The sequence below is a fragment of the Rathayibacter sp. AC451 genome (assembly GCF_979253095.1).
This window is the reverse complement of the sequence record NZ_CEEDBD010000001.1, coordinates 2,458,756-2,482,711: the sequence shown is the minus strand read 5'-3', so window position 1 is coordinate 2,482,711 and position 23,956 is coordinate 2,458,756. Positions and strand designations below refer to the sequence as shown.

Below are 23,956 nucleotides of genomic sequence, written 5' to 3'. Positions count from 1 at the left end.
ATGAGCACCGCGCAGCGCCCCGTCGTCGTCCTCGCGGGGGCGAGCGGCTTCCTCGGCACCGATCTCGCCCGCCGCTTCGAGCTGGAGGGCTGGAGCGTGCGCCGTATCGGCCGCTCGGGTCCCGACGCCCGCTGGGGCGACTCCGCGGGGCTCGTCCGCGCCGTCGACGGAGCGCGCCTGCTCGTGAACCTCGCGGGGAAGAGCGTCGACTGCCGCTACACGGCCGCGAATCGCGCCGAGATCCTCCGCTCGCGCGTCGAGACGACCGCCGAGCTGCACCGCGCGGTCGCGGCGGCCGCGACTCCGCCGCACGTCTGGATGAACTCGAGCACCGCGACGATCTACCGGCACGAGGAGGAGCGCGCGAACACCGAGCGCGACGGCGTGATCGGCGAGGGCTTCTCGGTCGACGTGGCCACGGCCTGGGAGGCGGAGTTCTTCCGCGGGGACACGCCCGCCACCCGCCGGATCGCGCTGCGCATGGCGATCGTGCTGGGCGACGGACCGGCGACCGGCATCCTGCTGCGCCTCGCGCGCCTGGGTCTCGGCGGTCCGCAGTACGACGGCCGCTGGCCTGCGACCCGCGATCGCCGCGAGGCGGGCGTGCACCACGAGTACCGGCCCACGCGCGGTCGTCAGCACTTCAGCTGGATCCACGTGGAGGACGTGTTCCGCTCGATCCTGTTCCTGGAGGAGTCCGCGCTCGAGGGCCCGGTTAACCTCGCGTCGCCGAATCCCAGCGACAACACGGAGCTGTCGCGCCTGCTGCGCGCCGCGGTGGGCCGCCGCGTCGGCCTGCCCGCCCCGCGCTTCGTCCTCGAGCCCGCGATGCTGCTGCTGCGCACCGAGCCCGAGCTGCTCCTGAAGAGCCGCTGGGTCGTCCCCGGCCGCCTCGAGGACGCCGGCTTCGCCTTCGCCCACCCGGACCTCGCCGAGGCCCTCCGCGACGTCGCCGCCCCCGCCTGACCCGTCGGCTCCCTCCGAGCGCCTGCACGACTAAGGCTCACCGCCCCGATCCGACCACTTCCCCCGGTTCTCGGCCGCCCAGCCTCACTTCTGCCTCCGCCCGCCGTGGAAGGCGCCACCCCGGCGACCCCCCATTCCCGAGAGGCACCCCTTGCAGACCGCTTCAGCCCGCGGAGCCCCCAGTCCCGGCACCGTCAGTTCCGCAAACCGACAGCCCCGGAAGGCCCGAGTCCCGGGAGGCATCATTCCCGGCAGGCCCTAGTCCCGGAACCACAGTCCCGTGAACTAACAGTCCCGGCAGGCATCAGTCCCGGGAGTCAACGGTCGCGGCAGGCATCAGTCCCGGGAGTCAACGTTCGCGGGAGGCATCAGTCCCGGGAGGCTCGAGTCCCGGGAGGCATCAGTTCCCGGCGGCAGCAGTCCCGGGAGGCCCCGGTCGCGGAAGGCTCGAGTCCCGGGAGGCAGCAGTCCCGGGAACTCACAGTCCCTGGAGGCATCAGTCCCTGGAAGCTCTCGTCCCGGAAGGCTCGAGTCCCGGGAGGCGCACCCTCCCGAATCCCCGCACCCCGCGACGAGGCGAAGCCGAGAACGCGTGCCAAGCGTTGTCGGCGAGCCGTGCGCAGGACGCTCTGCGGTACGCAACCGTCTCTGCAAGCCGACCGCGCCACGCCGCACAAGGGGCGGCGTGGACGACATCGCGCGAAGCGGTCGCGCTACTGCGCGACCCTGAGCGCGATGTCGCGACGGTACTGCCCGCCGTCGAGGTGGATCAGGTCGAGGGCCTGGTATGCCCGCGCCCGCGCCTCGGCGAAGTCCGCGCCGCGTGCGACCACGTTGAGCACGCGCCCGCCGGTGGCGACGAAGCGCCCGTCGACCAGCTGCGTCGCGGCGTGCGCGATGGTCACGCCGGGGACGGCCTCGGCCGCCTCGAGTCCGCTGATGCCGCGGCCGGTGACGGAGTTCTCGGGGTAGCCCTCGCTGGCCAGCACGACGGTGACGGCGACCTCCTCGGTGAAGGCGGGCCACGGCACGGAGGCGAGCGAGCCCGTGGACGCGGCGAGCAGCAGCGCCGAGAGGGGGGAGGCGAGGCGGGGCAGGACGACCTGCGTCTCGGGGTCGCCGAAGCGGGCGTTGAACTCGATCACGCGGATGCCGGCGTCGGTGACGATGAGGCCGCAGTAGAGGAGTCCGACGAACGGCGTGCGCTCGCGCTCGAGCTGGCGGATGGTCGGGATGGCGACGGTGTCGATGACCTCGTCGACGAAGGCGCGCTCGCTCTGCCAGCGGTCGGCGAGCCAGGGCAGGGGGGAGTAGGCGCCCATGCCGCCCGTGTTGGGACCCTCGTCGCCGTCCGCGAGGCGCTTGTAGTCCTGGGCGGGCGAGAGCGGGACGACGTCGTGGCCGTCGGAGAGGAGGAAGAGCGAGACCTCCTGACCGGCGAGGAACTCCTCGATGAGGACGTCGCCCGACTGCAGCCAGAACTCGGCGTGCGCGACGGCGGCGCTGCGCGACTCCGTCACCAGGACGCCCTTGCCGGCGGCCAGGCCGTCGGCCTTGACGACGTAGGGGGCGCCGAACTCGTCGATGACGCGGGTGGCGTCGACGAGGGTCGAGACCCGGGTGGCGCGGCCGGTGGGCACGCGGGCCATGTCCATGACGCGCTTCGCGAAGGTCTTCGAGCCCTCGAGCGCGGCGGCGGCCCTGTCGGGTCCGAAGGTGGGGATGCGGCGCTGGCGCAGGGCGTCGGCGACTCCGGCGACCAGCGGCGCCTCGGGGCCGATGACGACGAGCTCGATGCCCTGCTCGACGGCGAAGTCGGTGACCAGGCGCGGGCTGTTGGTGTCGAAGTGGATCACCTCGACGTCGCGGGCGATGCCCGCGTTGCCGGGCGCGGCGATGATCTCGTGCTGCTCCTCCTCTGCGAGGAGAGCCGTGATGATGGCGTGCTCACGGGCACCCGAACCGAGGACGAGGATCTTCACCTGAACAGGATAGGCCCGGGGCCTCGCGGGGCGGACTTCCGCCGTCACGCCCCCGCACGGCCCGCTCGGGCCGGTTCTGCGGACCCGCCGCGAGATGCCGCTCCGGTACGGGTTCTCCGGCGTGTCGCGTACCGGACCGGCATCTCGCGGAGGGGGCCGCACGTCCCCGGCACGGCAGGATGGGATGCATGGCCAAGGGGAAGATCGACGAAGCGTCCGGTCAGGCGGCGGTGCGCGCGGCGCTCGCCGGAGCGGCGGACCGCACCACCACCGCGACCGCCGTGCGGTTCCTCCTGCAGATCATCGAGACGCGCGTACCGGGTCGCAGCGTCGAGGTGCGCGTGCCCCCCTTCGGCGCTGCGCAGTGCGTCGAGGGCCCGGGCCACACCCGCGGCACCCCGCCGAACGTGATCGAGATGGACGCCGCCACCTGGCTGGCCCTGGCGACCGGCGGCCTCCCGTGGACCGATGGCCTCGCGAGCGGGCGGATCCACGCGTCCGGGGTCCGCGCGGACCTCACGCCGTTCCTCCCTCTCCTGCGCGTCGGCTGACCGCGTCCCTCCGCCGTGCCTCCGCGTCGGCTGGGAGAACCCCGGCAGTCGTCGGATTAACTTCTCGTAAACGAGGCCGCCGAAGCACGGACCGGCGTTTGACCTGGGGCCGACCCTCAGCTTGGCTGGGAAAGTCCCCCTCATGCGGCCGGAGTCCTCTCCGAGTCCCCGCTCGACGCTTGGAGATCTCGACCAGATGCGAAGCAACACCCCCGGCCGTCGACGCGGCCTGATCAGAACACTCTCGGCGACCGCGGTCGGCGCCGTCGCCGGCGCCGCCCTGCTCGGCGCGGCCCCCGCGATGGCCGCCGAAGCGAAGGTCATCGACATCTACACGATGAACGACTTCCACGGCCGCCTCGAGGCGTCCGCAGGGAGCTCGGTCGACAACAGCTTCCCCGGTGCCGCCTCGCTGGCCTCGGCCTTCGCGACGCTCAAGGCCGAGAACCCCGAGAACTCGATCCTCGTCTCCGCCGGCGACAACATCGGCGCCTCGACCTTCACGTCCTTCGTGCAGCAGGACAACCCGACCCTCGACGCGCTGGGCCTCATGGGAGTGAGCGTCTCGGCGATCGGCAACCACGAGTTCGACCAGGGCCGTGCCGACCTCGACGACCGCGTCATCCCGCGGGCCGAGTTCGAGTACATCTCGTCGAACGTGCTCGAGAAGGGCACGAGCAAGCACGCCTACGCCTCGTCCTCCGTCGAGGACTTCGACGGCGTGACGGTCGGCTTCATCGGCGCGACCACCGCGAGCCTCCCCTCGCTCGTGACGCCGTCCGGCATCGCCACGCTCGACATCGCCCCGATCATCGACTCGGTCAACGCCGAGGCGGCACGCCTGCAGGACGGCGTCGACGACTCCGCCGACGCCGCAGTGCCCGCCGAGTCCAAGAACCTCGAGGCCGACGTCCTCGTCGCAGTGATCCACGAGGGCGCCGAGAGCGCCTCCGCGGACCTCGATGACGAGAACACGCTCTTCGGCGGCATCGTCGACGGCATCGGCGGCGGGATGGACGCGATCGTCTCGGCGCACACGCACCAGGCCTACGCCTCCGAGGTCACGGTCGACGGCAACACGCTCCCCGTCGTCCAGGCGGGCCAGTACGGCAACCGCCTCGGTCACATCGAGCTCACCGTCGACCCCGAGACGAAGGAGGTGACCTCGAGCGCGCAGAACCTCGTCGAGACGCTGGCTCCCGTCCAGGTCACCAACCCGACCACCGGAGTCGTCTCGACGGCCTACCAGCCCGCGTACGCCGCTGATTCCACCCCCGAGGGCGTGGCGGTCGCCGCGGTCGTCGCCGACGCCGTCGCGGTCGCCGAGGTCGAGGGCGCCGTGCCGGTCGGCGAGATCACCGCCGACGTCCGCCGCGGCTCCCAGTCGGACGGCTCCGAGAACCGCGGTGCCGAGTCGACCATGGGCAACCTCGTCGCCGACGCCCAGCTCTGGGCCACGCAGGAGGACCTCGGCACGCAGATCGCGTTCATGAACCCCGGCGGAGTGCGCGCCGACCTGCTCTTCGCCGCGAGCGGCGCGGGCGACGAGGACGGCAAGGTCTCCTACAAGGAGGCGGCCGCCGTTCAGAACTTCGCGAACACCCTCGTCACCGAGACGCTCACGGGTGCTCAGATCAAGACGGTCCTCGAGCAGCAGTGGCAGCCGGCGACCTCCAGCCGTCCGGAGCTGCACCTGGGCATCTCGGCCGACCTGTCGTACACCTACGACCCGACCGCCGAGGCTGGCTCGCACGTGACCGGCGTCTTCTTCCAGGGCGAGCCGGTCGCGGACGACGAGACGTTCAAGATCGTGACGAACTCGTTCCTCGCTTCCGGCGGCGACAACTTCACCGAGCTCGCCAACGGCGCGGACAAGGCCGACTCCGGCCGCGTCGACCTCACGGCCTTCACCGACTACATCGCCGCGTTCTCGCCGGTCACCCCGGACCCCGCGTCGCGCTCGATCGGCATCGTCGACACCAGCGCGGAGGGAGCCCGGACGCTCACCTACGACCTGTCCTCGCTCGACGTCAACAACTCGACGGTCCGCGACGACGAGGTGCAGGTGCTGATCGACGGTGAGCAGGTCTCCTCGGCTCCGATCGACCACACGGTCGTCGACACCACCGACGAGCAGGGCCGGGCCTCGGTGAGCGTCGACATCAGCGGCCTCGCCGCCGGTGACCACGAGCTCGAGTTCCGCCTCCCCGTCACGGGAGTGTCGGTCGGCTCGACCCTCACCGTCACCGGAGCCCCGGAGGCGACGCCCACCCCGGCGCCGACCCCCGTCGAGACCGTGATCCCGACGACCCCCGCCACCACCGCTCCGGTGGCCGGCGGCTCGACCGGCGGCGGCACGCACCAGCTCGCCGCGACCGGGTTCGACACCACCCCGGCGCTGCTCGCCGGTGCCGTCGCGCTCCTGCTCGGAGCGGCGATGAGCGTGGCGCACCTGCGCCGCCGCACCGTCTCGAAGTAGCGGACAGCACGGAGGGCCCCCGACGACTCGTCGGGGGCCCTCCGTCGTTCCCGGGGACGACGGAACGCCGCCTCCCTGTCGGGACGGCGGCGTTCGGGTGCGTGCTGGAGCCGGAGGCTCAGTAGCGGGTCGGGACCTGGCGGTACCCGTCGCGACGCGTCACGAGAACGGTGGCGACGGCGCCCCAGGCGGAGACGGCGGCGAGGAGGACGGCGACGGCGATGCTCATGAGTGTTCTGCCTTTCGTTGCGGCGGAACCTGATCCATCCGCCGGGATGCTGTGTACAACGTCCACTCTGGCCACTCCTGTTCCTAAGGACAATCGATGAGTTCTTGCCCTGACGTGTAGCGTTGCTTCATGGACGTGCGGCGGCTGGAACTGCTCAGAGAGCTCTCGATGCGGCGCTCGATCACCGCGGTGGCGGAGGCGACGCACCGCACTCCGTCGGCCGTCTCGCAGCAGCTGAAGGTGCTCGAGCGCGAGGCCGGCGTGCCGCTGATCGAGCGCTCGGGACGCGGTGTGGTCCTGACCGGAGCCGGCCGGGAGCTGGCCCGCAGCGCGACCGAGATCGCCATCGCCCTCGAGCGGGCGGACGCGGTCTGGCAGACGTTCAAGAACAACCCGATCGGCGAGGTGACGATCGCCACGTTCCCCACGGCCGGGCAGATGCTGCTCCCGGACGCCCTGGTGGCGCTGCGCAGCGTGGAGGGACTCGTCGTGCAGTGCGAGGACGTCGATCCCGGCACGGACGAGTTCGCCGACCTCACCGCCGACTTCGACATCGTGCTCGGGCACTCGCCGACGGGTCGCAGCGCCTGGGCGGGGCGCGGCCTGGCGATGGCCGAGCTGATGGTGGAGCCGCTCGACATCGCCCTGCCGGTGGGGCACAGGCTCGCCGACCGGGCCACGGTGACCGCGGCCGACCTGGTCGGGGAGACCTGGATCGGAGTGCCCGACGGCTTCCCGTTCGAGCGGGTCATGCAGGAGATCGAGACCGCCTCGGGCGAGGCCGTGCGGGTCGAGCAGCGCTTCGCCTCCACCCGCGTGACGGAGGCGTTCGTCGCGGCCGGGCTCGGCATCGCGGTGCTGCCCCGCTACACGGCCGGCGGTGTCGGAGTGGTGGTGAAGCCGCTCCGGGGGGTCAGCTCGGTACGGCACATCGTGGCGCTGATGCGGCCGGACAGGGCCGAGCGGCTGTCGGTCCGGACCGTGGTGCGCGAGCTGCGCGCGCAGGCGGGGCGGATCGTCCATTCGCTCTGAGGGGCAGCTCCGTCGAGTGGGCGCGATCCGGGGTCCGGAGGAGGGGTGAGGCCCGGTTCGGGGCGACTCGCGCAGGTGCGCACGGTCGAGTGGACGCGATCCGGGGCGCGGAGGGACGGGCAGGCCCGGTTCGGGGCGAGTCGCGCAGGTGCGCACGGTCGAGTGGACGCGATCCGGGGTGCGGAGGGGCGCGAGGGCCCGGAACGCGACCATTCGCGAACCCGGCGTGCCTGCAGAGCCGCTCGGCGGCCGGGTCCCGCCCGCTGGGCACCGCACGGCCCGCTCCGAGCCGCGTTCGGGGGAGAATGGAGGCATGACCGATCCGCTCGACCCCCCGCAGCACTCCGACGACGTCGAGGTGACCCGCGAGGAGGTCGAGGTGCGCCGATCGCCGCGCATCTGGCGCATCCTGGCGCTGGGCGCCGGGCTCGGAGCGATCGTCGCGTTCGTGCTGACCTTCGCGCTGCCCGAGACGCAGGGCTTCTCGCAGGGTCAGGTCTTCGGCTTCAGCCTTCTGCTGTTCGTCACGCTCTTCGGAGCCCTCGCGGGGCTCGTCGTCGTCGTCCTCGACCGCGTCGTCGGTCGGCGCGTGGTCCGCGCCACGGCCGAGCGCACGGTCGCCCGCGAGACGCCGGCCGGTGAGCCGGAGGCGGACGGCGGCTCGCCGGAGGATCCGGGCACCGCCGTCCGCTGACGGGTCAGCGGCCCTTGCGCGCGGTCCTGCGCGCGGCGTTCTGCATCGTGCGCTTCGCCTTCTGCGACTTCGTGAGCTTGCGCGCGATGAACATCAGCAGGTAGGGGATCAGGCGGTAGATCACGGGAGGCTCCTCGTCTGCGCGCCCGGGTGGCGCGCGGATTCGAGTCTGGACGCCCGGGCGCCGCCCCGGCACCCGGTTGCGGACGCTCGGAGGCTGTGCTGGTCGCGAGCGCGCCGAGCGGACAGGCCGACCCGGCGCTCCGGTCCCGCGCTCTGCTCGGGGCCCGATCCGTCCTCACTCCAGGCCCCGGCTCGGCGCCCGGAGTCAGCTGAGCTGCGTGCGCTCCACCCAGTCCAGGTACTCCGGAGTCACGGTGCCCGTGATGTAGTCGCCCGTGAAGCAGCTGGTCTCGAGGTCGGTGACGTCGGATCCCTCGAGGATCGCCGCCTTCATGTCCGCGACCTCCTGGTAGATCAGGTAGTCGGCGCCGATGGCGTCCGCGATCTCGGGGATCCGCCGGTTGTGGGCGACGAGCTCCTGACGCGAGGGCATGTTGATGCCGTACACGTGCGGGTAGCGGACGGGCGGCGCGGCGGAGGCGAACGTGACGGTGTTCGCTCCGGCCGTGCGGGCCATGTCGACGATCTCCTTCGACGTCGTGCCGCGCACGATCGAGTCGTCGACGATCAGCACGTTCTTGCCCTTGAACTCGCTCGACATGGCGTTGAGCTTCTGGCGCACCGACTTCTTGCGCACCGCCTGGCCCGGCATGATGAACGTCCGGCCGACGTAGCGGTTCTTGTAGAAGCCCTCGCGGTACTCGATGCCGAGCTTCTGCGCGACCTGCATCGCGGCGGGGCGGGACGAGTCCGGGATCGGCATGACGACGTCGATCGCCCCGCCCGGCGTGTACGCGGCGATGGTGTCGGCGAGGCGGTCGCCCAGGCGCAGTCGCGCCTCGTAGACCGAGATGCCCGACATGACGGAGTCGGGGCGCGCGAGGTAGACGTACTCGAACGAGCAGGGGATGAGGCGCGGGTCCTTCGCGCACTGGCGGCTGGCCATGGTGCCGTCGGGGGTGATGAAGACCGCCTCGCCCGGCGCGACGTCGCGCACGATCTCGAAGCCCTGGGCCTCGAGCACCAGCGACTCGGAGGCGACGACCCAGTCGTCGGTCGCGCCGACGTTCGAGCGGCGGCCGACGATCAGCGGGCGGATGCCGAAGGGGTCGCGGAACGCGAGGAGTCCGACTCCAGCGATCAGCGCGATGGTGGCGTAGGAGCCCTCGACGCGCTCGTGCACGCGGGCGACGGCGTCGAACACCTCGTCGGCGTCGAGGTCGCGGCCGGACATCGAGGCCTGCAGCTCGTTCGCGAGGACGTTCACCAGCAGCTCGGTGTCGGAGGTGGTGTTGAGGTGGCGGCGGTCGACGCGGAAGAGCTCCTCGGTGAGCTCGCGCGTGTTCGTCAGGTTGCCGTTGTGGACGAGGATGATGCCGTAGGGCGCGTTCACGTAGAACGGCTGCGCCTCCTCCTCGCGCTCCGCGTTGCCCTTGGTGGCGTAGCGGACGTGCCCGAGGCCCATGGTCCCGAGCAGCGAGCGCATGTCGCGGGTGCGGAACGCCTCGCGGACCTGGCCCGCGGCCTTCTTGATGTGGAGGGTGCTGCCGTCGGCCGTCGCGATGCCGGTCGAATCCTGACCGCGGTGCTGCAGGAGCGACAGGCTGTCGTAGATGGACTGGTTGACGGGTCCCGAGGAGACGATTCCTACGATTCCGCACATGCCGGATGGGCTCCCAATCGGGTAGCAGGGGGGGATGACGGTCCATCCTGACATGCGGCGACCGCATCCCCTAATGGTTCGCCGTGGGCGGATCGGCCGGAGCGCGGCGGTGCCCGGGCGCGGTGTCGGGCGGATCCGCCGAGGTCGTCGCCGGTGCGCAGAAGCCTCGTCGCGGGCTCTCGGCCGGGCGGGCCAGTCGGTAGGGTCGTCGCGTGAGTGATGAGACGAGCAGCTACGCCCGCGCCGGAGTCGACACCGCGGCGGGTGATCTCGCGGTCGAGCTGATGAAGTCGGCCGTGTCGGCCACGCACGACCGGCACGTGCTCGGCGGAGTCGGCGGGTTCGCCGGCCTCTACGACGTGTCGTTCCTCAAGGACTTCCGCGCGCCGCTGCTCGCGACCTCGACCGACGGAGTGGGCACCAAGGTCGCGCTCGCGCAGGCGATCGACAAGCACGACACGATCGGCCAGGACCTCGTCGGCATGGTGGTCGACGACATCGTCGTGGTCGGCGCCCGTCCCCTCTTCATGACCGACTACATCGCCTGCGGCAAGGTCGTCCCCGCGCGCATCGCCGACATCGTCGCCGGGATCGCACGCGCCTGCTCCGCCACCGGCACCGCGCTCGTCGGCGGCGAGACCGCCGAGCACCCCGGCCTGCTCGGGCCCGACGACTACGACGTGGCCGGAGCGGCGACCGGAGTGGTCGAGGCGGACGCGGTGCGCGGCGCCGACCGCGTGCGCGACGGCGACGTCGTGATCGCGATGGCCTCCTCCGGTCTGCACTCCAACGGCTACTCGCTCGTGCGCCACATCCTCGCCGAGCGCGGCATCGGCTTCACCGACCACTCGGCCGAGCTCGGCGGAGTGGTGGGCGAGGTCCTCCTCGAGCCGACCCGCCTCTACACGCGGCCGCTGCTCGACGTGCTCGAGCACGGGACGCTCGGCTCGGCCGTGCACTCGATCAGCCACGTGACCGGGGGCGGCATCGCCGCGAACCTGGCCCGCGTGCTGCCGCGCGGCTCGTGGGTCGAGGTCGAGCGCTCCTCCTGGAACCCGTCCGACGTGTTCCGCGCGCTCGCCGGGATGTCGGGCGCGACGCTCGAGAGCACGGAGGGCACCTGGAACCTCGGCATCGGGATGTTCGCGGTGGTCGACGCGGCCGCCGCCGAGCCGGTCATCGCCTCGCTCGAGGCGTCGGGGGTGCCGTCGTGGATCGCCGGGCGCGTGTCGATGAGCAGCCGGTCGTTCGAGGGCTTCGAGCAGGGCGCCAAGGGCGTCGACGGCGGCGCGGTGCGCCTGATCGGGGCGTACGCGGGCTGACGCCGCGGCTCCGGAGTCGACCTCCTGCTGGTCGAGCAGCCGCCGCAGCCGGCGTATCGCGACCCGCGTCTCCGGGAGGCGTGGATCTCGATACGCCCGCTGCGCGGGCTACTCGGTCAGCAAGGGAGCTCAGGCCGCGCGGTGGTGCCGGGCGCGGGAGTGCTCGCGCTCCCAGGCGTGCTCGTGCCGGGTCAGCAGCCACGAGCCCCACGCGCACAGCGCGAAGGCCGCAGCGGTCGCCAGCAGCGCCGCGATCCAGGTCGGAGCGTCGCGGCTGACCAGCAGGTTCGCCGCCGCGATCAGGACGCCGAGCGCGGATCCCGAGCTCGTGCCCGCGACGAAGGCGGCGTCCCTCCGGCTGACCGCGCGGATCGTGACCATGCCGGCTATCGCCCCGGCTCCGCCCGCGAGGCCGATGCCCGCTCCGGAGAGCACGCCCATCAGCATCCCGAAGCTCACGAGCCCCGACGGGTCGAGTGGTCCGGACGCGAGCGCGGCCGGGAGGTAGAGCACCAGGGCGACGGCGGCGCCGACAGCGCCTCCGACGAGGACCGCACCCAGCAGCAGGGCGGTGGTGACGTAGCTGAGCCGTGCGACAGGGTGCACGGATCCTTCGGGTTCGAACATCGCGGCTCCATCGACGCGAACGCGCGGACCGTTCCGCGCGCCGTCCTCGGACACTACGCCCGCGGGGGCCGCCGCGGTGAGGGCTTGCGGCGGCGGCGGGTCAGCGCGTGAGGATCCACGCGAGGAGGTAGCTCCGCGAGTTCGCGCTGTCGATCTCCGCGTCCGTCAGCTGCGCCGCCCTCGACAGGGCCGCCTCCGGATCGCTCGTCGCCTGCAGCATCACGACGTAGTCGGCGAGCGGCGAGCCCGGCGCCCCGGCGACGAGCTCGTCCACGCGGTCCGGGCTCGGGAGGAACGCGGTCGCGGGCGGGAGGGGGAGCAGCTCGATTCCCAGGATCGCCGACGGCGTCGCGTCGAAGAACGTGGCGTAGTCGCGCTTGCCGCCCCAGTTGATCGCGAGGAAGGGGGCGTCGAAGCCCGGAGGCGTCGTCGGGCTCAGCCAGAGGTCGGCGGCGGCCTCGGTCTCCAGGCTCAGCATCCAGCGCGCCTGCTCGAGCAGGGCCTCGTTCTCGGACGCCGAGGCCCAGAGCGCGAGCCCGTTCCACGCGTTGACCGCCTCGGACACCGACTCCTGGTTGTTGCCGTCGCGGGCGGGGGCGAGGCCCGAGGCCCAGGAGTGGCCGCGGTAGGCGTCGAACACGCGCAGGCGCGGGAACTCCGCGGTGTCGACGGGGGAGGCCAGATCGAGCGCGAGCAGGTCGGCGACGGTGCGGTAGCGCTCGACGAGCGAAGGGTCCTCCTCCGCCAGCATGCCCAGCGCCGAGAGGAAGTACCCGTAGTGGAAGTGGTGGTCGTTGAACTCCTCCGATCCGAACGAGGGGGCGGAGCCGACCATCCCGCCCAGCACGGGGTCGTAGACGAAGCACTTCACGGCACCGGCGGTGCAGCCGGTCGGATCCAGCCACAGGTCGAGCTCCGCCAGGAGCTGCTCGTGGAGGACGGCGGCGGTCTCGTCCAGGCCGAGGTCGGTGGCGAGCCGGTGGAGGGTGGCCGCCCGGTAGAGCTCCTTGCCGGCGCCGTAGGTGTCGGTGGCGGCGAAGCGGACGTCGGCGGCGTCGAGCGGCACCTGCCGGCGGAGGGCGCCGCGCTCGTCGTCGGTGAGGCGCGTGAGATCGAGCGCCCCCGACTCCGCGATCGCCGCAGTGCTGCGAGAGAAGGTCGTGCCGGATTCGAGCCCGACCCGTCCGTAGAGGGTGTCGTAGCCCGGATCCCCCTGCGAGCCGAGACCGAAGAACGTCGACGCGCTGCCTTCCGTCCGCAGCGTGTAGGTCGTCGTCGTGCGGCCCCCCGCGGTCGAGTGCGCGACGGTCGCGCCCTCGAGCGCGACGGCCCCCCTGCGCAGTGCGTCGATCTGCACCCGGCTCGCCCCCTCCGGCACGGCGAAGACGACGAGGCGCCCCTCGAGCCTCATCCGGGGGAACGCGTCGAGGGCGGAGGCGGGCGCCACCAGGGCGTACCGCTGCCCGCCCGCCGAGACGAGCAGCAGGCCGTCGGCCGCTCGCTCCGGCTCCGTGGCGCCCTCGACGATCACGTCCTGCGGCTCCCGCGCGCGGTAGGAGGCGTACGGCCAGCCCTCGGCGGTGACGAGCTCTCCGGCGCCGGCGAAGCTCCAGGTCGAGACGAGGTCGTCGAGCGCGGTGAGCTCGACCGACGACGACGGCACGGTCACCGTGAGGTCGTCGCGCGCGAGTCCGAAGAGGGCCCGCGGCGTCGCGTCGACCTGCGGCAGCCCCACCGAGAAGCCGTCGGGGCGCGGAGTGACCGAGAGGATCCCCGTGTAGAGCGGGAGGCCGTCGGTGAAGACCGGCCCCGACACCCACGAGTTCGTCGGAGGGGGGACCTCCTCGGCGAGCCGCGGTGCCCCCGCGTACGGCCCGGCGACCTGAGGCAGGCGCCCGGCGTGCGCGGAGGCCTCGACAGCCCAGTCGGGGAGGGGTGCACGGGTGGCGTGCATCCGACGAGCAGGAGCAGCGCGAGGGCGGAGGCTGCCCCCGCGCCGCGCCTCACCGGGCGAACCCGCCGGGTGTGACGAGGTCCCCGAGGCGGGCGACGAGCCACCCGCCGAAGCTCTCGTCGTCCTGCAGTCGGAGCTCCGCCCGCACCGGCGCGCCGATCACGTTGTAGTCCTGCGTGGTGATCTCGTCGGTGCGGGCGCGCACGACGGTCGTCGCCCGCCCGTTGCGGTACCGCTCCACCTCGACGTCGTAGATCTCGGCGTCGACAGTGGTGCCGTCGGGCATCGCGACGGCGACGGTGCCGCCGACGGGGATGCGCGAGTAGTCGCGCGCGCCGAGCGAGAACTCGCTCTCGAGGTGGATGGAGTCGGCGATCGCGACGACGGCGAGGATCTCGTCCTCCTCGACGAACGCCCCGATCTCGGTGTCGACCTGCTTCACGACGCCGTCGAGGGCGGCGGTGAAGACCATCAGCCCCCCGGGCTCGATCGTGTAGCCGACGTCGGCGCTGGTGAAGTCCTTCGTCTGCATGTCCGACTCGAGGATCGCGCTCTGCAAGCTGAAGAGCACGTCGCCCTTCTGCACGGAGTCGCCGCGCGAGATCGTGAGGTCCTGGATCGTGCCGGCGAACGGCGTCCCCAGGGAGTAGTCCTCGGTGATCAGCTGGGCGCTCGCCGCCCTGACGGTCAGCGACGAGACGTTGGCGTAGACGAGGCCGGCGGCGGCGATCCCCACGGCGGCGACGCAGGAGAGCACGAAGCCGAGCCAGCGCAGCGGCTTCATGCCGCACCCGCTGCGAGCCGGCGGCGTCCGGTGACGAGGACGGTGCCGGCGAGCTCGGCTCTCGCCGCCCGCTTGAGGGCGATGTGCTCCCGCGCCGCGATCACGGCGAAGGCGCCGAGGGTGAGCGTGTTCAGGATGTTCCAGACGAGCGCCACCGAGTACTCGGCCGTCCACTCCGCCTTGAGGAAGCCGACGACGGTCGTCGCCGACAGGAAGACCAGGAACACCATCTGCACCTTGATGAAGTCGAACGGGGAGGCCGCCCGGCCCGTCGCTCCGGTCGAGGTCCAGCTGGGCTTGCGGCCGGCCACCGCCAGGAAGAACGCCTTGGTGTACATCGGGAAGGTGACGGTCGACAGCAGCAGCGTCTCCCACCGGAAGGAGCCGATGATGAAGAGCGCGAGTCCGATCTGCAGCACGTAGAAGCCGCAGTAGAAGAGGATCCACTGCAGCAGCGGCACCTCGAGGCTCACGGGAGTGATGTTCAGGTAGATCTGCATCGGGGGCAGCACGATCAGGCCCAGCGGCACGATGCCGGTGAAGTAGAAGGTCACCGTCATGAAGTACTGCATGCGCTGATCGGTCGTCAGGCGGCGCCGGGGCGAGAACGGGTTGTGCCGGAGGAAGATCTCGAACCCGCCGACCGCCCAGCGGACCTGCTGCCGCACGAAGGCCTCGATGGTCTCCGGAGTGCGCCCGACCGCCAGGGTCATCGGCACGAAGATCGAGCGCCAGCCGCGCTCGTGCACGAAGATCGATGTCCAGATGTCCTCGGACTGGGAGCCCTCGTACATGCCGCCGATGTCGTCCAGCGCCGTCCGGCGGAAGACGGCGTTGGTGCCGACGCAGAACGCGGAGTTGTACTTGTTCTTGCCGGGCTGCGTCAGCGCGTAGAAGACGATCTGCATGTACGCGGATCCCCGCGAGATGAAGTTGTGCGCGTTGCCGTAGACCTGCAGGGCCTGCACGAACGCGACGTCGTCGTGCAGGAAGAACGGCAGCGTCTCCTCGAGGAACTCGGGGACCACGACGAAGTCGGCGTCGATCATCACGGCGAAGTCCGCGGTCGAGAGCCGCAGGGCGTGGTTCACGTTGCCGGCCTTCGCGCCGGAGCGGTCCTCGCGCACCACGTAGCGGATGCCCAGGCGCTCGGCGATCTCGGCGACCCGGGGGTCGTCCCCGTCGTCGAGCAGCCAGGTCCCGTGGGTGCCGTGCGTGTCGCGCGCCGCCCGGGCGGTGCCCTCGATGATCACCGGATCCTCGTTGTAGGTGGTGATCAGGACGTCGACCGTGATGCGACGGCGACCGAGGAAGAGGTCGTCCCCGATGGGGATCCCGTCGACGGGGCTGCCGAAGAGCGTCGCGCGGGCCGCGTGGAACGTCGCATCCCGCGGGTCGTACGTGCTCGAGAGCGCCGTCCACATGGTGAGGGCGGCCTGGCCGATGAGGTACAGCTCGCAGATGATCACGATGGCGAAGGGGAGCGGATCGCCGATGTTGCGCGGGTTGAGCAGGAAGCCGCCGTAGAGCAGCGCGCCCAGTCCGGCGAGCAGCACGATCGAGATGAGCGACGGCGACTGCAGCCGCGCCCGGCTCGTGACGGTGCGGGGGCTGGCCACGCGCGCCTGCTTGATCTGCAGACGCGTGAGGGCGGGGGGCGGGGTCTCGGGGGCGGGCAGGGCGTGCGTGGGGAAGGTGGGGCTGAGGAGGGCGGTGTCGGGGGTGTCTGGGGTGTCTTGCGTGTCGGCTCCGGAGGCGGAGGGTCGGCGGACGAGGGTTCGACCAGGGTGTCTGAGGGTCACGGGTACGGCTTTTCGGGTAGGCGGGAGCGGGTGCTCGGGCGCCGATCCGGAGGACGGGTTCTGCGGAGGCGCGCCGAAGAGGGCCTGCGGTGCGCGGTGCGCGGCAGGGGGAGAGCCGGGTGGGCGCCACGTGTGCCGTCGGGGTGCGGCGTGGCGGTCTCAGTGTCTGTGCCCCACCCCGGGGGGACAAGATCCGCTTCAGGACACGTCCGGAAGCGGACACGGTGTCCGCGGTCGCGATCAGCGCCGCAGCGTCTGGCGCGGGAGCTCGCCGAAGCGGCGGGCGTAGTGCTGGGCGAAGCGCCCGGTGTTCACGAAGCCCCAGCGGGCGGCGACGTCGCCGACGACGAGCTCGCCGGGAACGGCGGCGCTCGGCCGGTCGGGTGCTCGAGAACCACGTGCGGCGTCGTGGTCGCCGGTGCGCGCTCGCTGAACGGCTCCGCCTCCACCTCGAGAATCCGCCTGCTGGTTCGGACGCCCCGGACACGGAAGCCGTCAGAGCAGCGGCCGTAGCGCTCCCCTCGCAGCAGCGCGACCTCGTCACCCTCGTGCACGGGGAAGGGTTCACCATCGCGGAGGCCGCCGCGATCCTCCGACTCACTGCGTTGACCGCTCGCAGTCGTCACGCGCGGGCGAAAGGACAGCTCGCGAGGGAACTCCATCCTTCCGCGATCACCCGATCGGGGTCCCGTATGGGGATGGCTCTCCGGTCATCGCTGGCGCCGCCTCAGCTCACGTCGTACTGATCCTTCCTCGTCGCGGAGTCGGCGCTGCAATAGGTGAGTCGGGGCGGAGGAGTTCACGGAGTGTGTTGCGGGCGCGTTGGTGTCGTCCGTGCGCAGTCGACGTGCTGACCCCGAGGATCGCGGCGGCTTGGGGGAGGGTGAAGCCGTCCCAGAGGATCAGACGCACGAGCTCGCTCTGGTCGGGGGGCAACTGGTCGAGTGCGTCCTGCACGTCGAGGGTCGCGGTATCGGTCGGTTCGATGGGCTGGGTTTCGAGGTGCTGGCGCAGCTTGAGGGTGAGTTCGGCGTGTCGGAGCGTTCCGCGGGCTGCGTTGGCGAGGAGTCGGCGGGCGACTCCGAACAGCCACATCCGCGCCTGCTCCGGATCGGAGGGCAGCTGGTCGATGCGTCGCCAGGCGACGACGAACGTCTCGCTGAGCAGATCAGCGGCATCGGCCTGGACGCTGACGCGCCGGCCGAAGTAGCTGAGGAGGTCGGCTGCGTTGGCGTCGTGCAGGCCCTCGAGAGTCGCCTCCCGGTGATCGCGGCGCCTCCTCCCCATCACTCGGCACCCCCGGCGCCGCACTGGCCCGCCATCTCGAGTGAGACGCCGCCGGCCAGGTGGCCGGCATCCTCGAACACGCGGGAGATCTCGTCGCCCATCAGCGTGCTCGCGACGACCCCGCGATCCGCATCGGGAACGTCGCCCGGGTTCCCGCCCTCGGCCGCGATCCGTTCCTTCAGCGCCTGCCGCTCGGCCTGCTCCTCGACCAGTCCGGTGTCGATGTCCTGGACGGTGATCGCCGTCACGAGGGGAGACCAGTCGTATCCGGCCAGGAAGTCACGGGCTTCCTCGGTGCGCTCGTTCACCTCGGCGTCCGAGAGCTGTCCGCCGTACTCGGGGACGACGCGCGCGACGACGGCGCAGAGACCGACGTCGCTTCCTGCGCTGAGCTCGAAGGTGCGTTGCACGGCGGCATCCGGAGCCCAGCCGACCCAGCTCAGCAGAGTCGGCCCGGCGACCGCGGCCGTTGTCCCGACGCCCACGAGCCCGATGCTCAGGGCCGCGACGCCGAGACCGGACCGCAGCCGGAAGCGTCGCGGACGGCGCTCGTCCGCGACGGCGCGAGCGATCGCCCGCGCCTGCGCCGCGTTCCCCGGATCCGACCCCAACGCCGGCGGTGCAGCTCGACGCACCCGCTCATCGATGTCATCCATGTCGTTCCCCCTCAGTGATCGCCCTTCACTGTGGACATGTCCGGACAGCGCTCCGTCGTAATGCGAAGCCTCAGATCGTTTCGCGAACCGAGCGCAGAGCGCGCGAACTGTGTGTCTCACGCGCAACGCTTGGCACTACCTTCCGGCTATGACCAATCGCACGCTCGGCAACGCGTACGCCGCCGTCCTTCTGATCGTCGGTGCGGCACTGACCCTCATCGGCTCGCTCACCTCAGGGTCAGTGGGTGCCACTGCCGCCGTCGCCTTCGGCGCAGCGGCGGTGGCGGCGGGGCTCGTGCTCATCGGCATCCGCTTGATCATCCCCGCCCGTTAGCCGCGCCACGAGGAGACTCGGCGAGCTGTCCCGTATCGGGATCGTCGTCCGGACGGTAGAACTACCCACTGCCGTCCGGGCGCCCGGTAGGGACCGCAACGACGTGACGTCGCCGAGCGTCGGATTGGGGGCGGCTATCGTTCGCTCGAAGCGGCTTCCTGGTCGACTGTGGTGGTGAGGTGTATGCGGAGGAGTTCCTTGGCGCGCGCGTAACGACTCCGAGTCGTCGACGCTGGGATGCCCAGGTGCGCCGCCGCTTGCTCGAGCGTGAATCCGTCCCAGTGGATGAGGCGAATCAGCTCGGCGTGTCCAGCGGAGATTTTGGTGAGGGCGAGACGGACGTCGAGATCCTGGTCGAGGGTGTCCGCGGTGACCTCCGAGATGGTGTGCCCGAGGGTCGACAGGAGAGCGTCACGTCGGATCCGACCTCGATCGTGATGGCGGAGGACGTTGCGGGCCACTCCGAACAGCCACATACGTGCCTTTTCGCTGTCGTCCGGCAAGCGTCGTGCGACTCGCCAGGCTTCCGAGAGTGTCTCTCCGACGAGGTCGGCGGCGTCTTGGGGGTCGGTGGTGCGGTGGAGGAAGTAGCCGAGGAGGTCTGCTGCTGTCTCTGTCAGCACCGATTCGACGTGGGACCGGTTCATCGGCTGTCAGTGTCGGTGGGGAGTGCATCGGTGGAGCACTGCGTCTCGGAGTTGCTCTGGAGGGTGTTGGCGAGGTCGGGCCACTGGGTCACGAGATCGGCCGTCAGCGAGTTGAACACCACCTGCGTGAGACCGTCTTGCAGAATCCGGGCGTCGGACGCGATCGGCCCGGTCCACACTTCCCCGTCGTTGTGCACGTTGAAGTCCTCGATGTCCGCACCCGCGACCAACCGGCCGAGGTCGTCCGGTCGTCCCACGGCGAGCAGCCGGCTGGCGATGAACTCCGGGTCGGGCTGCAAGGAGTCGACGTCGAGAGCTTTCAAGTAGGCCTGGGTGGCAGCGCGCTCGTCGCCGGAGAGCGAGTCGGTCGCGAAATGGGTCTCGCAGGAGCCCAGAGCGCGGCCTTCCACGTCGAACCACTCTCTCGAGAACACGACGTCCGGCTCGGTGACGTACGTCCATGGTGCCCACTGCGAAGCTGCTGCGGCTCCCGTCCCCAGCACTCCAAGGGCCAGGCCGATGGCGACGGCGGGGCCGAGGCGACGGCGGGGCCGAGGCGCCGGCGCGGCCGCATCCGTGCGGATGCCGCACGATCCTCAACGAGAGCGTGAAGAGCGATCCTCACGCGCACGTCGTCGGTCGGTCGGCGTCCTGCGGAGTCGAGTCGGTTGTCGAGCTGGTCGGTCATGATGCCCCCTGAGAAGTGCGGTCATCTTGTACATGCCCGCTCAGGTGCGTTTCGTCCATCGTGATCCGAGATTGCCTGGTCGGGGCAAATCGGAGGTTTCAGTCAGCTGTTTCGGTAGGGGGTGGTTCGCCGGACGCCTCCGGGGCGTCGAGAGATATCGCGAGTTTTCGAGGTATCAACCGAATGTGAGCAGCTTCGTCCGGTGTCGTCGTTCTCGCACCGCTCCGTGTCGTGATCATGTCCCGGGTCATTCGAGCGGGGAGGACGCTGAAGCCGGACTGGAGAATCGTGGCTGCTCAGGAAGCCCTGTCCTGTGGAGGGTCAGGTGACCCAGACGTAACCGTCGATGCGTTCGCCACCGAACCCGGGCTCGTAGGAATTGAGGTCGTAGACGTCGCCGGGTCTGGCCCAGGGGGCGAGCGTGCCGGTGAAAGTGGCGAGACCCGTGGCATCGGTCGGGGCGTATGCCGTGGTATCGAGCACCCCGGGAGTGCTGTACGCGCTGGCGAGGCCCAGTCCAAGGCCAGGGCCGGGATCATCCGGACCTGCGTAGCCGTTTGTGCTGGTCGGGCCGGTGCTGAGCATGAGGAAGTCGTCGGTCACCTGGCCCGCAGCGCCACGATAGGTGAGCTGGATGGAGAAGGTGGCGCCAGGAGCCGCGTGGATCTCCGACTGGACGAATCGCAGACCGGGCATCGAGGCGGGCGCACTCGCGGCGGAAGCAGGGGTGGCGACGGAGAGAGCGATGACCGGGGCACTCCACGCCAATCCGGTCATCGACCGGCGCGTCAACGGTCGGGCAGGCGGCTGCTGGATGTCGTGGTGCTCCATGAGACTCCTTCAAGAGGGGGGCGGCGACGCGATGGATCGCTGGCAGGCGGAAGAAGTTCCGAAGAGTTCAAGCGTGCGCGCTCAGCAGATCACAGGTCGCCGCCTGCGCGCACCTCGTTCGGCCGCTCACCGCCCACCGGCAGCAGCAGGGGATCAGCGTCGCAGCGTCTGGCGCGGGAGCTCGCCGAAGCGGCGGGCGTAGTGCTGGGCGAAGCGCCCGGCGTTCACGAAGCCCCAGCGGGCGGCGACGTCGCCGACGACGAGCTCGCCGGGAGCAGCGGCGCTCAACTCGTCACGCGCGCGTTCGAGGCGCACGCCGCGGAGGTAGTGGCGCGGAGTGGTGGCGAAGGAGCGCTGGAAGGCCAGCTGGAGTCCGCGGGTCGAGAGCCCGGCGGCCTCGGCGATGTCCGCGATTCCGAGCGGGAGGTCGGCGTTCGCATGGAGGAACTCGACCGCTCGGCGCAGGCGCCGGGCGCTCACGGTCGGCGGAGTGACGGGGAGCGGCACGACGCGGTGGACGAAGGTGCGCAGCACGGCCTGCGCCGCGAAGCGCGAGGCGGAATCGCGCTGCAGCGTGGTGGGCGCGTCGGCGACGGCCAGGGTGTCGCGCAGCCCGCGCACCGCAGCCCACCAGGGCGCCGGATCGCTCGCGACGGGGGCGAACAGGATCGGCCCCGGCTCGGTGCCGTGCAGCTCGGCGGCCGCGCGCTCGAGGTAGGCGGCCTCGAAGTGGACGAGCGCGTCCCGGTACTCGTGCGCCTCGAAGCCGAAGGGGCGGCCCGTCGGGAACACGGCGGGCCGCCCGACGACGAGCCGGTTGTCGTCGCGCCCCAGATCGACGACGGCGCGGCCCTGGGTCAGCCAGAGCACCACGTAGATGCCCGCGGGCTCGACGGATCCGCGCACGTGGCCGAGGAACGACGCGGAGTGCAGGCTCACCGGGCCCTCGCCGGTCGTCGCGTAGCGGTAGGCGAACGGCGTCGTGGAGCGCTCGGCGCGGAAGCCGGAGCCGTTGTACCCCTGCTCGTAGAAGGCGCGGGCCTCGTCGAGGTCGCGGCCGCGGCGCTCGGACCGCCACACGGGGAGCGGCACGGCGGGGGTCCGCGGCGGGGGCGGCGGAGTCATCCGCCGAGCATGCCGGTGACCACCGACATCGCGCGGATCACGGGACGAGCCCGCGGTCCATCCAGAACAGCCCGAGCGCCGCGACGGCGGCCGTCTCGACGATTCCGCCCGAACGGACGAGCTCCGCGACCTCGTGGTCGGAGAACCACCGCTGCTCCATGTCGGACTCGGTCGCCTCGCGCGCGTGCTCGCCGTGCTCGAGCTCCTCCGCGAGGAACACGTCGACCGCCTGCGACACGAAGCCGTAGGCCTCGCTCAGGCGCCCCAGGTGCCGGAGGCGTCCCGCGCGCAGCCCGGTCTCCTCCCGCAGCTCGGCGGCGGCGAGGGCGAGCGGGTCGCCGCCGGGGGAGCCGTGCGGCCAGCCGCCGGCCGGGAACTCCCACGCCCGGCGCCCGATCGGGTAGCGGAACTGCTCGACGAGCCAGAAGCCCTCGCCCTCGCGCGGCAGCACGAGGGCGTAGTCGTCGCGCTCGACGACCGAGTAGACGCCCGTGCTCCCGCCCGGCCAGAGCACCTCGTCCTCGCGCACGCGGATCCACGGTGTCTCGTAGGCGATGCGGGTCGACAGCTGCTCGACGCGGGCCGCGGACGCGGTGCCCTCGCCGATCGGCGGCTCGGTGCCCGAACGCAGATCGGGGCCGTCCGAACCGGACGACCCCGACGACGACTGCGCGTCACGCACGCTTCTGGTGCTGCTCCTCGACGAAGTCGGTGTCGTCGCCGTCGTCCTCGGCGTCGATCCACTTCGAGTAGTCCGGCTCGTCCGGGTGGCTGAGCTCGCGCTCGAGCGCACTGTAATCGACCGCCGGGCTGAACGACTTCAGCTCCCGGGCGATCTTGGTGTTCTTCGCCTTCTGACGGCCGCGCCCCATGGGTGACCCCCTCACGATGACAGGCCAGACGGGCGATGAAGCCGGCTGGATGTGTGATTGACAGAACAGGTTGTGATCGGTCCGAGCGGATGGAGAAGAGCCCGAACTGAGAACAGTGAAATCTACCCGGTAGTTTAGCAGACGGGGCACACGCCACTCCGGGGCTCCGGCATCCCGGCAGCGACCGCCCCTCGAGGACGTGGGGAGCGGCGTGGACACCACCCCCGATCCGCGCCCGGTCGTCGTCATCGGCGCCGGTCAGGCGGGCCTCGCGGTCGCCTACTACCTGCGCAGACTCGGCCTCGAGCCCGGTCGCGACGTCGCCGTGCTCGACCGGGGACCGTGGCCGGGAGGTGCCTGGCAGTTCCGCTGGGAGGCCCTGCGGCTGGGGTCGGCGCACCGCGTGCACGACCTGCCCGGGATGGACCGCATCGGCTTCTCCTTCGCCACTGCCGACCGTCGCCGCCCCGCCCGCGACGTGGTCCGCGAGTACTACGCGCGCTACGAGGACGCCTACGAGCTGGCCGTGCGCCGGCCGGAGGCGGTGCGCAGCGTCACGAGTGCGACGCCGGGCGACCGCTCCTCCGCTCTCGTGATCGAGACCGACCGCGGGGTCGAGCACGCTCGGATCGTCGTGAACGCGACCGGCACGTGGGGCTCGCCCTTCGTGCCCTACTACCCCGGCCGCGACCGGTTCCGGGGCGTGCAGATCGACACCACCGAGTACGTGCGCGCCGAGGACTTCGCGGGGAAGCAGGTCGTCGTGGTGGGCGGCGGCACGTCGGCGATCGGCTTCCTGCTCGAGCTCGAGCGCGTCGCCCGCACCGTCACCTGGGCGACGCGCCGCCCGGTCGACTACCGCGACGGCGAGCAGCTCGCCCTCGAGTCGGCGGTCGAGGCGGTGCGCGAGCAGGACCGGGCCGCCCGCGAGGGCCGCGCCCTCCCGAGCATCGTCGGCGGCACGGGCGTGCAGCGCACCCGACGCGTCGTGGCCGGCATCGAGCGCGGGGTGCTCCGCGAGCGCGGCGTGTTCCGCTCGATCGAGGAGGACGGGGTGCGCTGGCCCGACGGGAGCTTCACCCGCGCCGACGCGATCATCTGGGCGACGGGGTTCCGCCCCGAGCTGCGCCATCTCGCGCTGCTCGGCCTGCGCGAGCGCGAGGGCGGAGTGGCGGTGGCCGACGGGGCGTCCCTCACCGATCCGCGGGTGTTCTTCGCGGGCTACGGCCCGACCGCCTCGACGATCGGGGCGAACCGCTCGGGGCGCACGATCGCGCGCGCGGTGGTGGCGCGACTGCCCTGACGGCT

23 protein-coding genes are annotated in these 23,956 nt (G+C 71.6%); 9 read left to right on the top strand and 14 right to left on the bottom strand.

Going from position 1 to position 23,956, the window contains the following annotated elements; genetic code table 11:
- Positions 1–966 carry an epimerase gene (locus AC0CID_RS11865; protein ID WP_465226972.1) on the top strand — a complete coding sequence of 322 codons (966 nt, stop codon included), beginning with the start codon at positions 1–3 and terminating at the stop codon, positions 964–966.
- Positions 967–1,679: 713 nt separating this feature from the next.
- Here AC0CID_RS11865 and purD read toward each other — a convergent pair.
- A complete protein-coding gene (gene purD, locus AC0CID_RS11860) occupies positions 1,680–2,948 on the bottom strand; it encodes a phosphoribosylamine--glycine ligase (protein WP_465226971.1) in 1,269 nt (422 codons plus the stop codon).
- Between the two features lie 188 nt (positions 2,949–3,136).
- Here purD and AC0CID_RS11855 point away from each other — a divergent pair, with 188 nt between their 5' ends.
- The 4 genes from AC0CID_RS11855 to AC0CID_RS11840 all read left to right on the top strand — a co-directional run bounded on the left by AC0CID_RS11855 (position 3,137) and on the right by AC0CID_RS11840 (position 7,933).
- Entirely contained in the window at positions 3,137–3,499 is a 363-nt protein-coding gene (locus tag AC0CID_RS11855) for a sterol carrier family protein (RefSeq protein WP_465226970.1), read from the top strand.
- Between the two features lie 196 nt (positions 3,500–3,695).
- A complete protein-coding gene (locus tag AC0CID_RS11850; protein ID WP_465226969.1) occupies positions 3,696–5,978 on the top strand; it encodes a bifunctional metallophosphatase/5'-nucleotidase in 2,283 nt (760 codons plus the stop codon).
- Between the two features lie 358 nt (positions 5,979–6,336).
- Entirely contained in the window at positions 6,337–7,239 is a 903-nt protein-coding gene (locus AC0CID_RS11845) for a LysR family transcriptional regulator (RefSeq protein ID WP_207406276.1), read from the top strand.
- Between the two features lie 313 nt (positions 7,240–7,552).
- Positions 7,553–7,933, top strand: coding sequence for a hypothetical protein (locus AC0CID_RS11840; protein WP_465226968.1), 381 nt, complete (start codon positions 7,553–7,555; stop codon positions 7,931–7,933).
- Between the two features lie 328 nt (positions 7,934–8,261).
- Here the strand turns inward: AC0CID_RS11840 and purF are convergent, their stop codons facing one another.
- Positions 8,262–9,719 carry an amidophosphoribosyltransferase gene (gene purF, locus AC0CID_RS11835; protein WP_465226967.1) on the bottom strand — a complete coding sequence of 486 codons (1,458 nt, stop codon included), beginning with the start codon at positions 9,717–9,719 and terminating at the stop codon, positions 8,262–8,264.
- Positions 9,720–9,931: 212 nt separating this feature from the next.
- On the opposite strand from purF, the gene purM reads away from it, so the two are divergent.
- Positions 9,932–11,041 carry a phosphoribosylformylglycinamidine cyclo-ligase gene (gene purM, locus AC0CID_RS11830; RefSeq protein WP_465226966.1) on the top strand — a complete coding sequence of 370 codons (1,110 nt, stop codon included), beginning with the start codon at positions 9,932–9,934 and terminating at the stop codon, positions 11,039–11,041.
- Positions 11,042–11,170: 129 nt separating this feature from the next.
- On the opposite strand, the gene AC0CID_RS11825 is transcribed toward purM, so the two are convergent.
- The 4 genes from AC0CID_RS11825 to AC0CID_RS11810 form a co-directional block, all read right to left on the bottom strand.
- Positions 11,171–11,668 (bottom strand): hypothetical protein, encoded by a 498-nt coding sequence (locus tag AC0CID_RS11825; protein ID WP_465226965.1) that lies wholly within the window; start codon positions 11,666–11,668, stop codon positions 11,171–11,173.
- A gap of 100 nt (positions 11,669–11,768) precedes the next feature.
- Positions 11,769–13,622 (bottom strand): glycosyl hydrolase, encoded by a 1,854-nt coding sequence (locus AC0CID_RS11820; RefSeq protein ID WP_465226964.1) that lies wholly within the window; start codon positions 13,620–13,622, stop codon positions 11,769–11,771.
- 49 nt (positions 13,623–13,671) lie between these two features.
- Complete coding sequence (locus tag AC0CID_RS11815) at positions 13,672–14,406, bottom strand: biotin/lipoyl attachment domain-containing protein (protein WP_465226963.1); 735 nt, start codon at positions 14,404–14,406, stop codon at positions 13,672–13,674.
- Positions 14,403–16,208 carry a glycosyltransferase family 2 protein gene (locus tag AC0CID_RS11810; RefSeq protein ID WP_465226962.1) on the bottom strand — a complete coding sequence of 602 codons (1,806 nt, stop codon included), beginning with the start codon at positions 16,206–16,208 and terminating at the stop codon, positions 14,403–14,405. The genes AC0CID_RS11815 and AC0CID_RS11810 overlap by 4 nt, the downstream gene beginning before the upstream one ends.
- 89 nt (positions 16,209–16,297) lie before the next feature.
- Here AC0CID_RS11810 and AC0CID_RS11805 point away from each other — a divergent pair, with 89 nt between their 5' ends.
- On the top strand, positions 16,298–16,954 hold the full coding sequence (locus AC0CID_RS11805) for an RNA polymerase sigma factor (RefSeq protein ID WP_465226961.1): 657 nt from the start codon (positions 16,298–16,300) through the stop codon (positions 16,952–16,954).
- On the opposite strand, the gene AC0CID_RS11800 is transcribed toward AC0CID_RS11805, so the two are convergent.
- Positions 16,941–17,495: an RNA polymerase sigma factor gene (locus AC0CID_RS11800; protein ID WP_465226960.1), complete on the bottom strand. Its 555-nt coding sequence runs from the start codon at positions 17,493–17,495 to the stop codon at positions 16,941–16,943. The genes AC0CID_RS11805 and AC0CID_RS11800 overlap by 14 nt on opposite strands.
- Positions 17,495–18,151: a hypothetical protein gene (locus tag AC0CID_RS11795; protein WP_465226959.1), complete on the bottom strand. Its 657-nt coding sequence runs from the start codon at positions 18,149–18,151 to the stop codon at positions 17,495–17,497. The genes AC0CID_RS11800 and AC0CID_RS11795 overlap by 1 nt, the downstream gene beginning before the upstream one ends.
- A gap of 148 nt (positions 18,152–18,299) precedes the next feature.
- Between AC0CID_RS11795 and AC0CID_RS11790 the strand changes: the two genes are divergently transcribed.
- Entirely contained in the window at positions 18,300–18,485 is a 186-nt protein-coding gene (locus AC0CID_RS11790; protein WP_465226958.1) for a hypothetical protein, read from the top strand.
- Between the two features lie 134 nt (positions 18,486–18,619).
- Here AC0CID_RS11790 and AC0CID_RS11785 read toward each other — a convergent pair whose 3' ends face one another.
- The 6 genes from AC0CID_RS11785 to AC0CID_RS11760 form a co-directional block, all read right to left on the bottom strand.
- Positions 18,620–19,132, bottom strand: coding sequence for an RNA polymerase sigma factor (locus tag AC0CID_RS11785; RefSeq protein ID WP_465226957.1), 513 nt, complete (start codon positions 19,130–19,132; stop codon positions 18,620–18,622).
- A complete protein-coding gene (locus AC0CID_RS11780) occupies positions 19,129–19,566 on the bottom strand; it encodes a hypothetical protein (protein WP_465226956.1) in 438 nt (145 codons plus the stop codon). Before AC0CID_RS11780 ends, AC0CID_RS11785 begins: the two co-directional genes overlap by 4 nt.
- Before the next feature lie 575 nt (positions 19,567–20,141).
- The gene (locus tag AC0CID_RS11775; RefSeq protein ID WP_465226955.1) at positions 20,142–20,651 is read right to left on the bottom strand and encodes a hypothetical protein; all 510 of its coding nucleotides are present in this window, start codon (positions 20,649–20,651) and stop codon (positions 20,142–20,144) included.
- A 153-nt stretch (positions 20,652–20,804) separates the two neighbouring features.
- Positions 20,805–21,776, bottom strand: coding sequence for a helix-turn-helix transcriptional regulator (locus AC0CID_RS11770; RefSeq protein WP_465226954.1), 972 nt, complete (start codon positions 21,774–21,776; stop codon positions 20,805–20,807).
- A gap of 37 nt (positions 21,777–21,813) precedes the next feature.
- On the bottom strand, positions 21,814–22,458 hold the full coding sequence (locus AC0CID_RS11765; RefSeq protein ID WP_465226953.1) for an NUDIX domain-containing protein: 645 nt from the start codon (positions 22,456–22,458) through the stop codon (positions 21,814–21,816).
- Positions 22,451–22,648 carry a DUF3073 domain-containing protein gene (locus AC0CID_RS11760; RefSeq protein WP_055789263.1) on the bottom strand — a complete coding sequence of 66 codons (198 nt, stop codon included), beginning with the start codon at positions 22,646–22,648 and terminating at the stop codon, positions 22,451–22,453. Before AC0CID_RS11760 ends, AC0CID_RS11765 begins: the two co-directional genes overlap by 8 nt.
- A gap of 211 nt (positions 22,649–22,859) precedes the next feature.
- On the opposite strand from AC0CID_RS11760, the gene AC0CID_RS11755 reads away from it, so the two are divergent.
- A complete protein-coding gene (locus AC0CID_RS11755; protein WP_465226952.1) occupies positions 22,860–23,951 on the top strand; it encodes an FAD-dependent oxidoreductase in 1,092 nt (363 codons plus the stop codon).
- Positions 23,952–23,956: the final 5 nt, after the last annotated feature.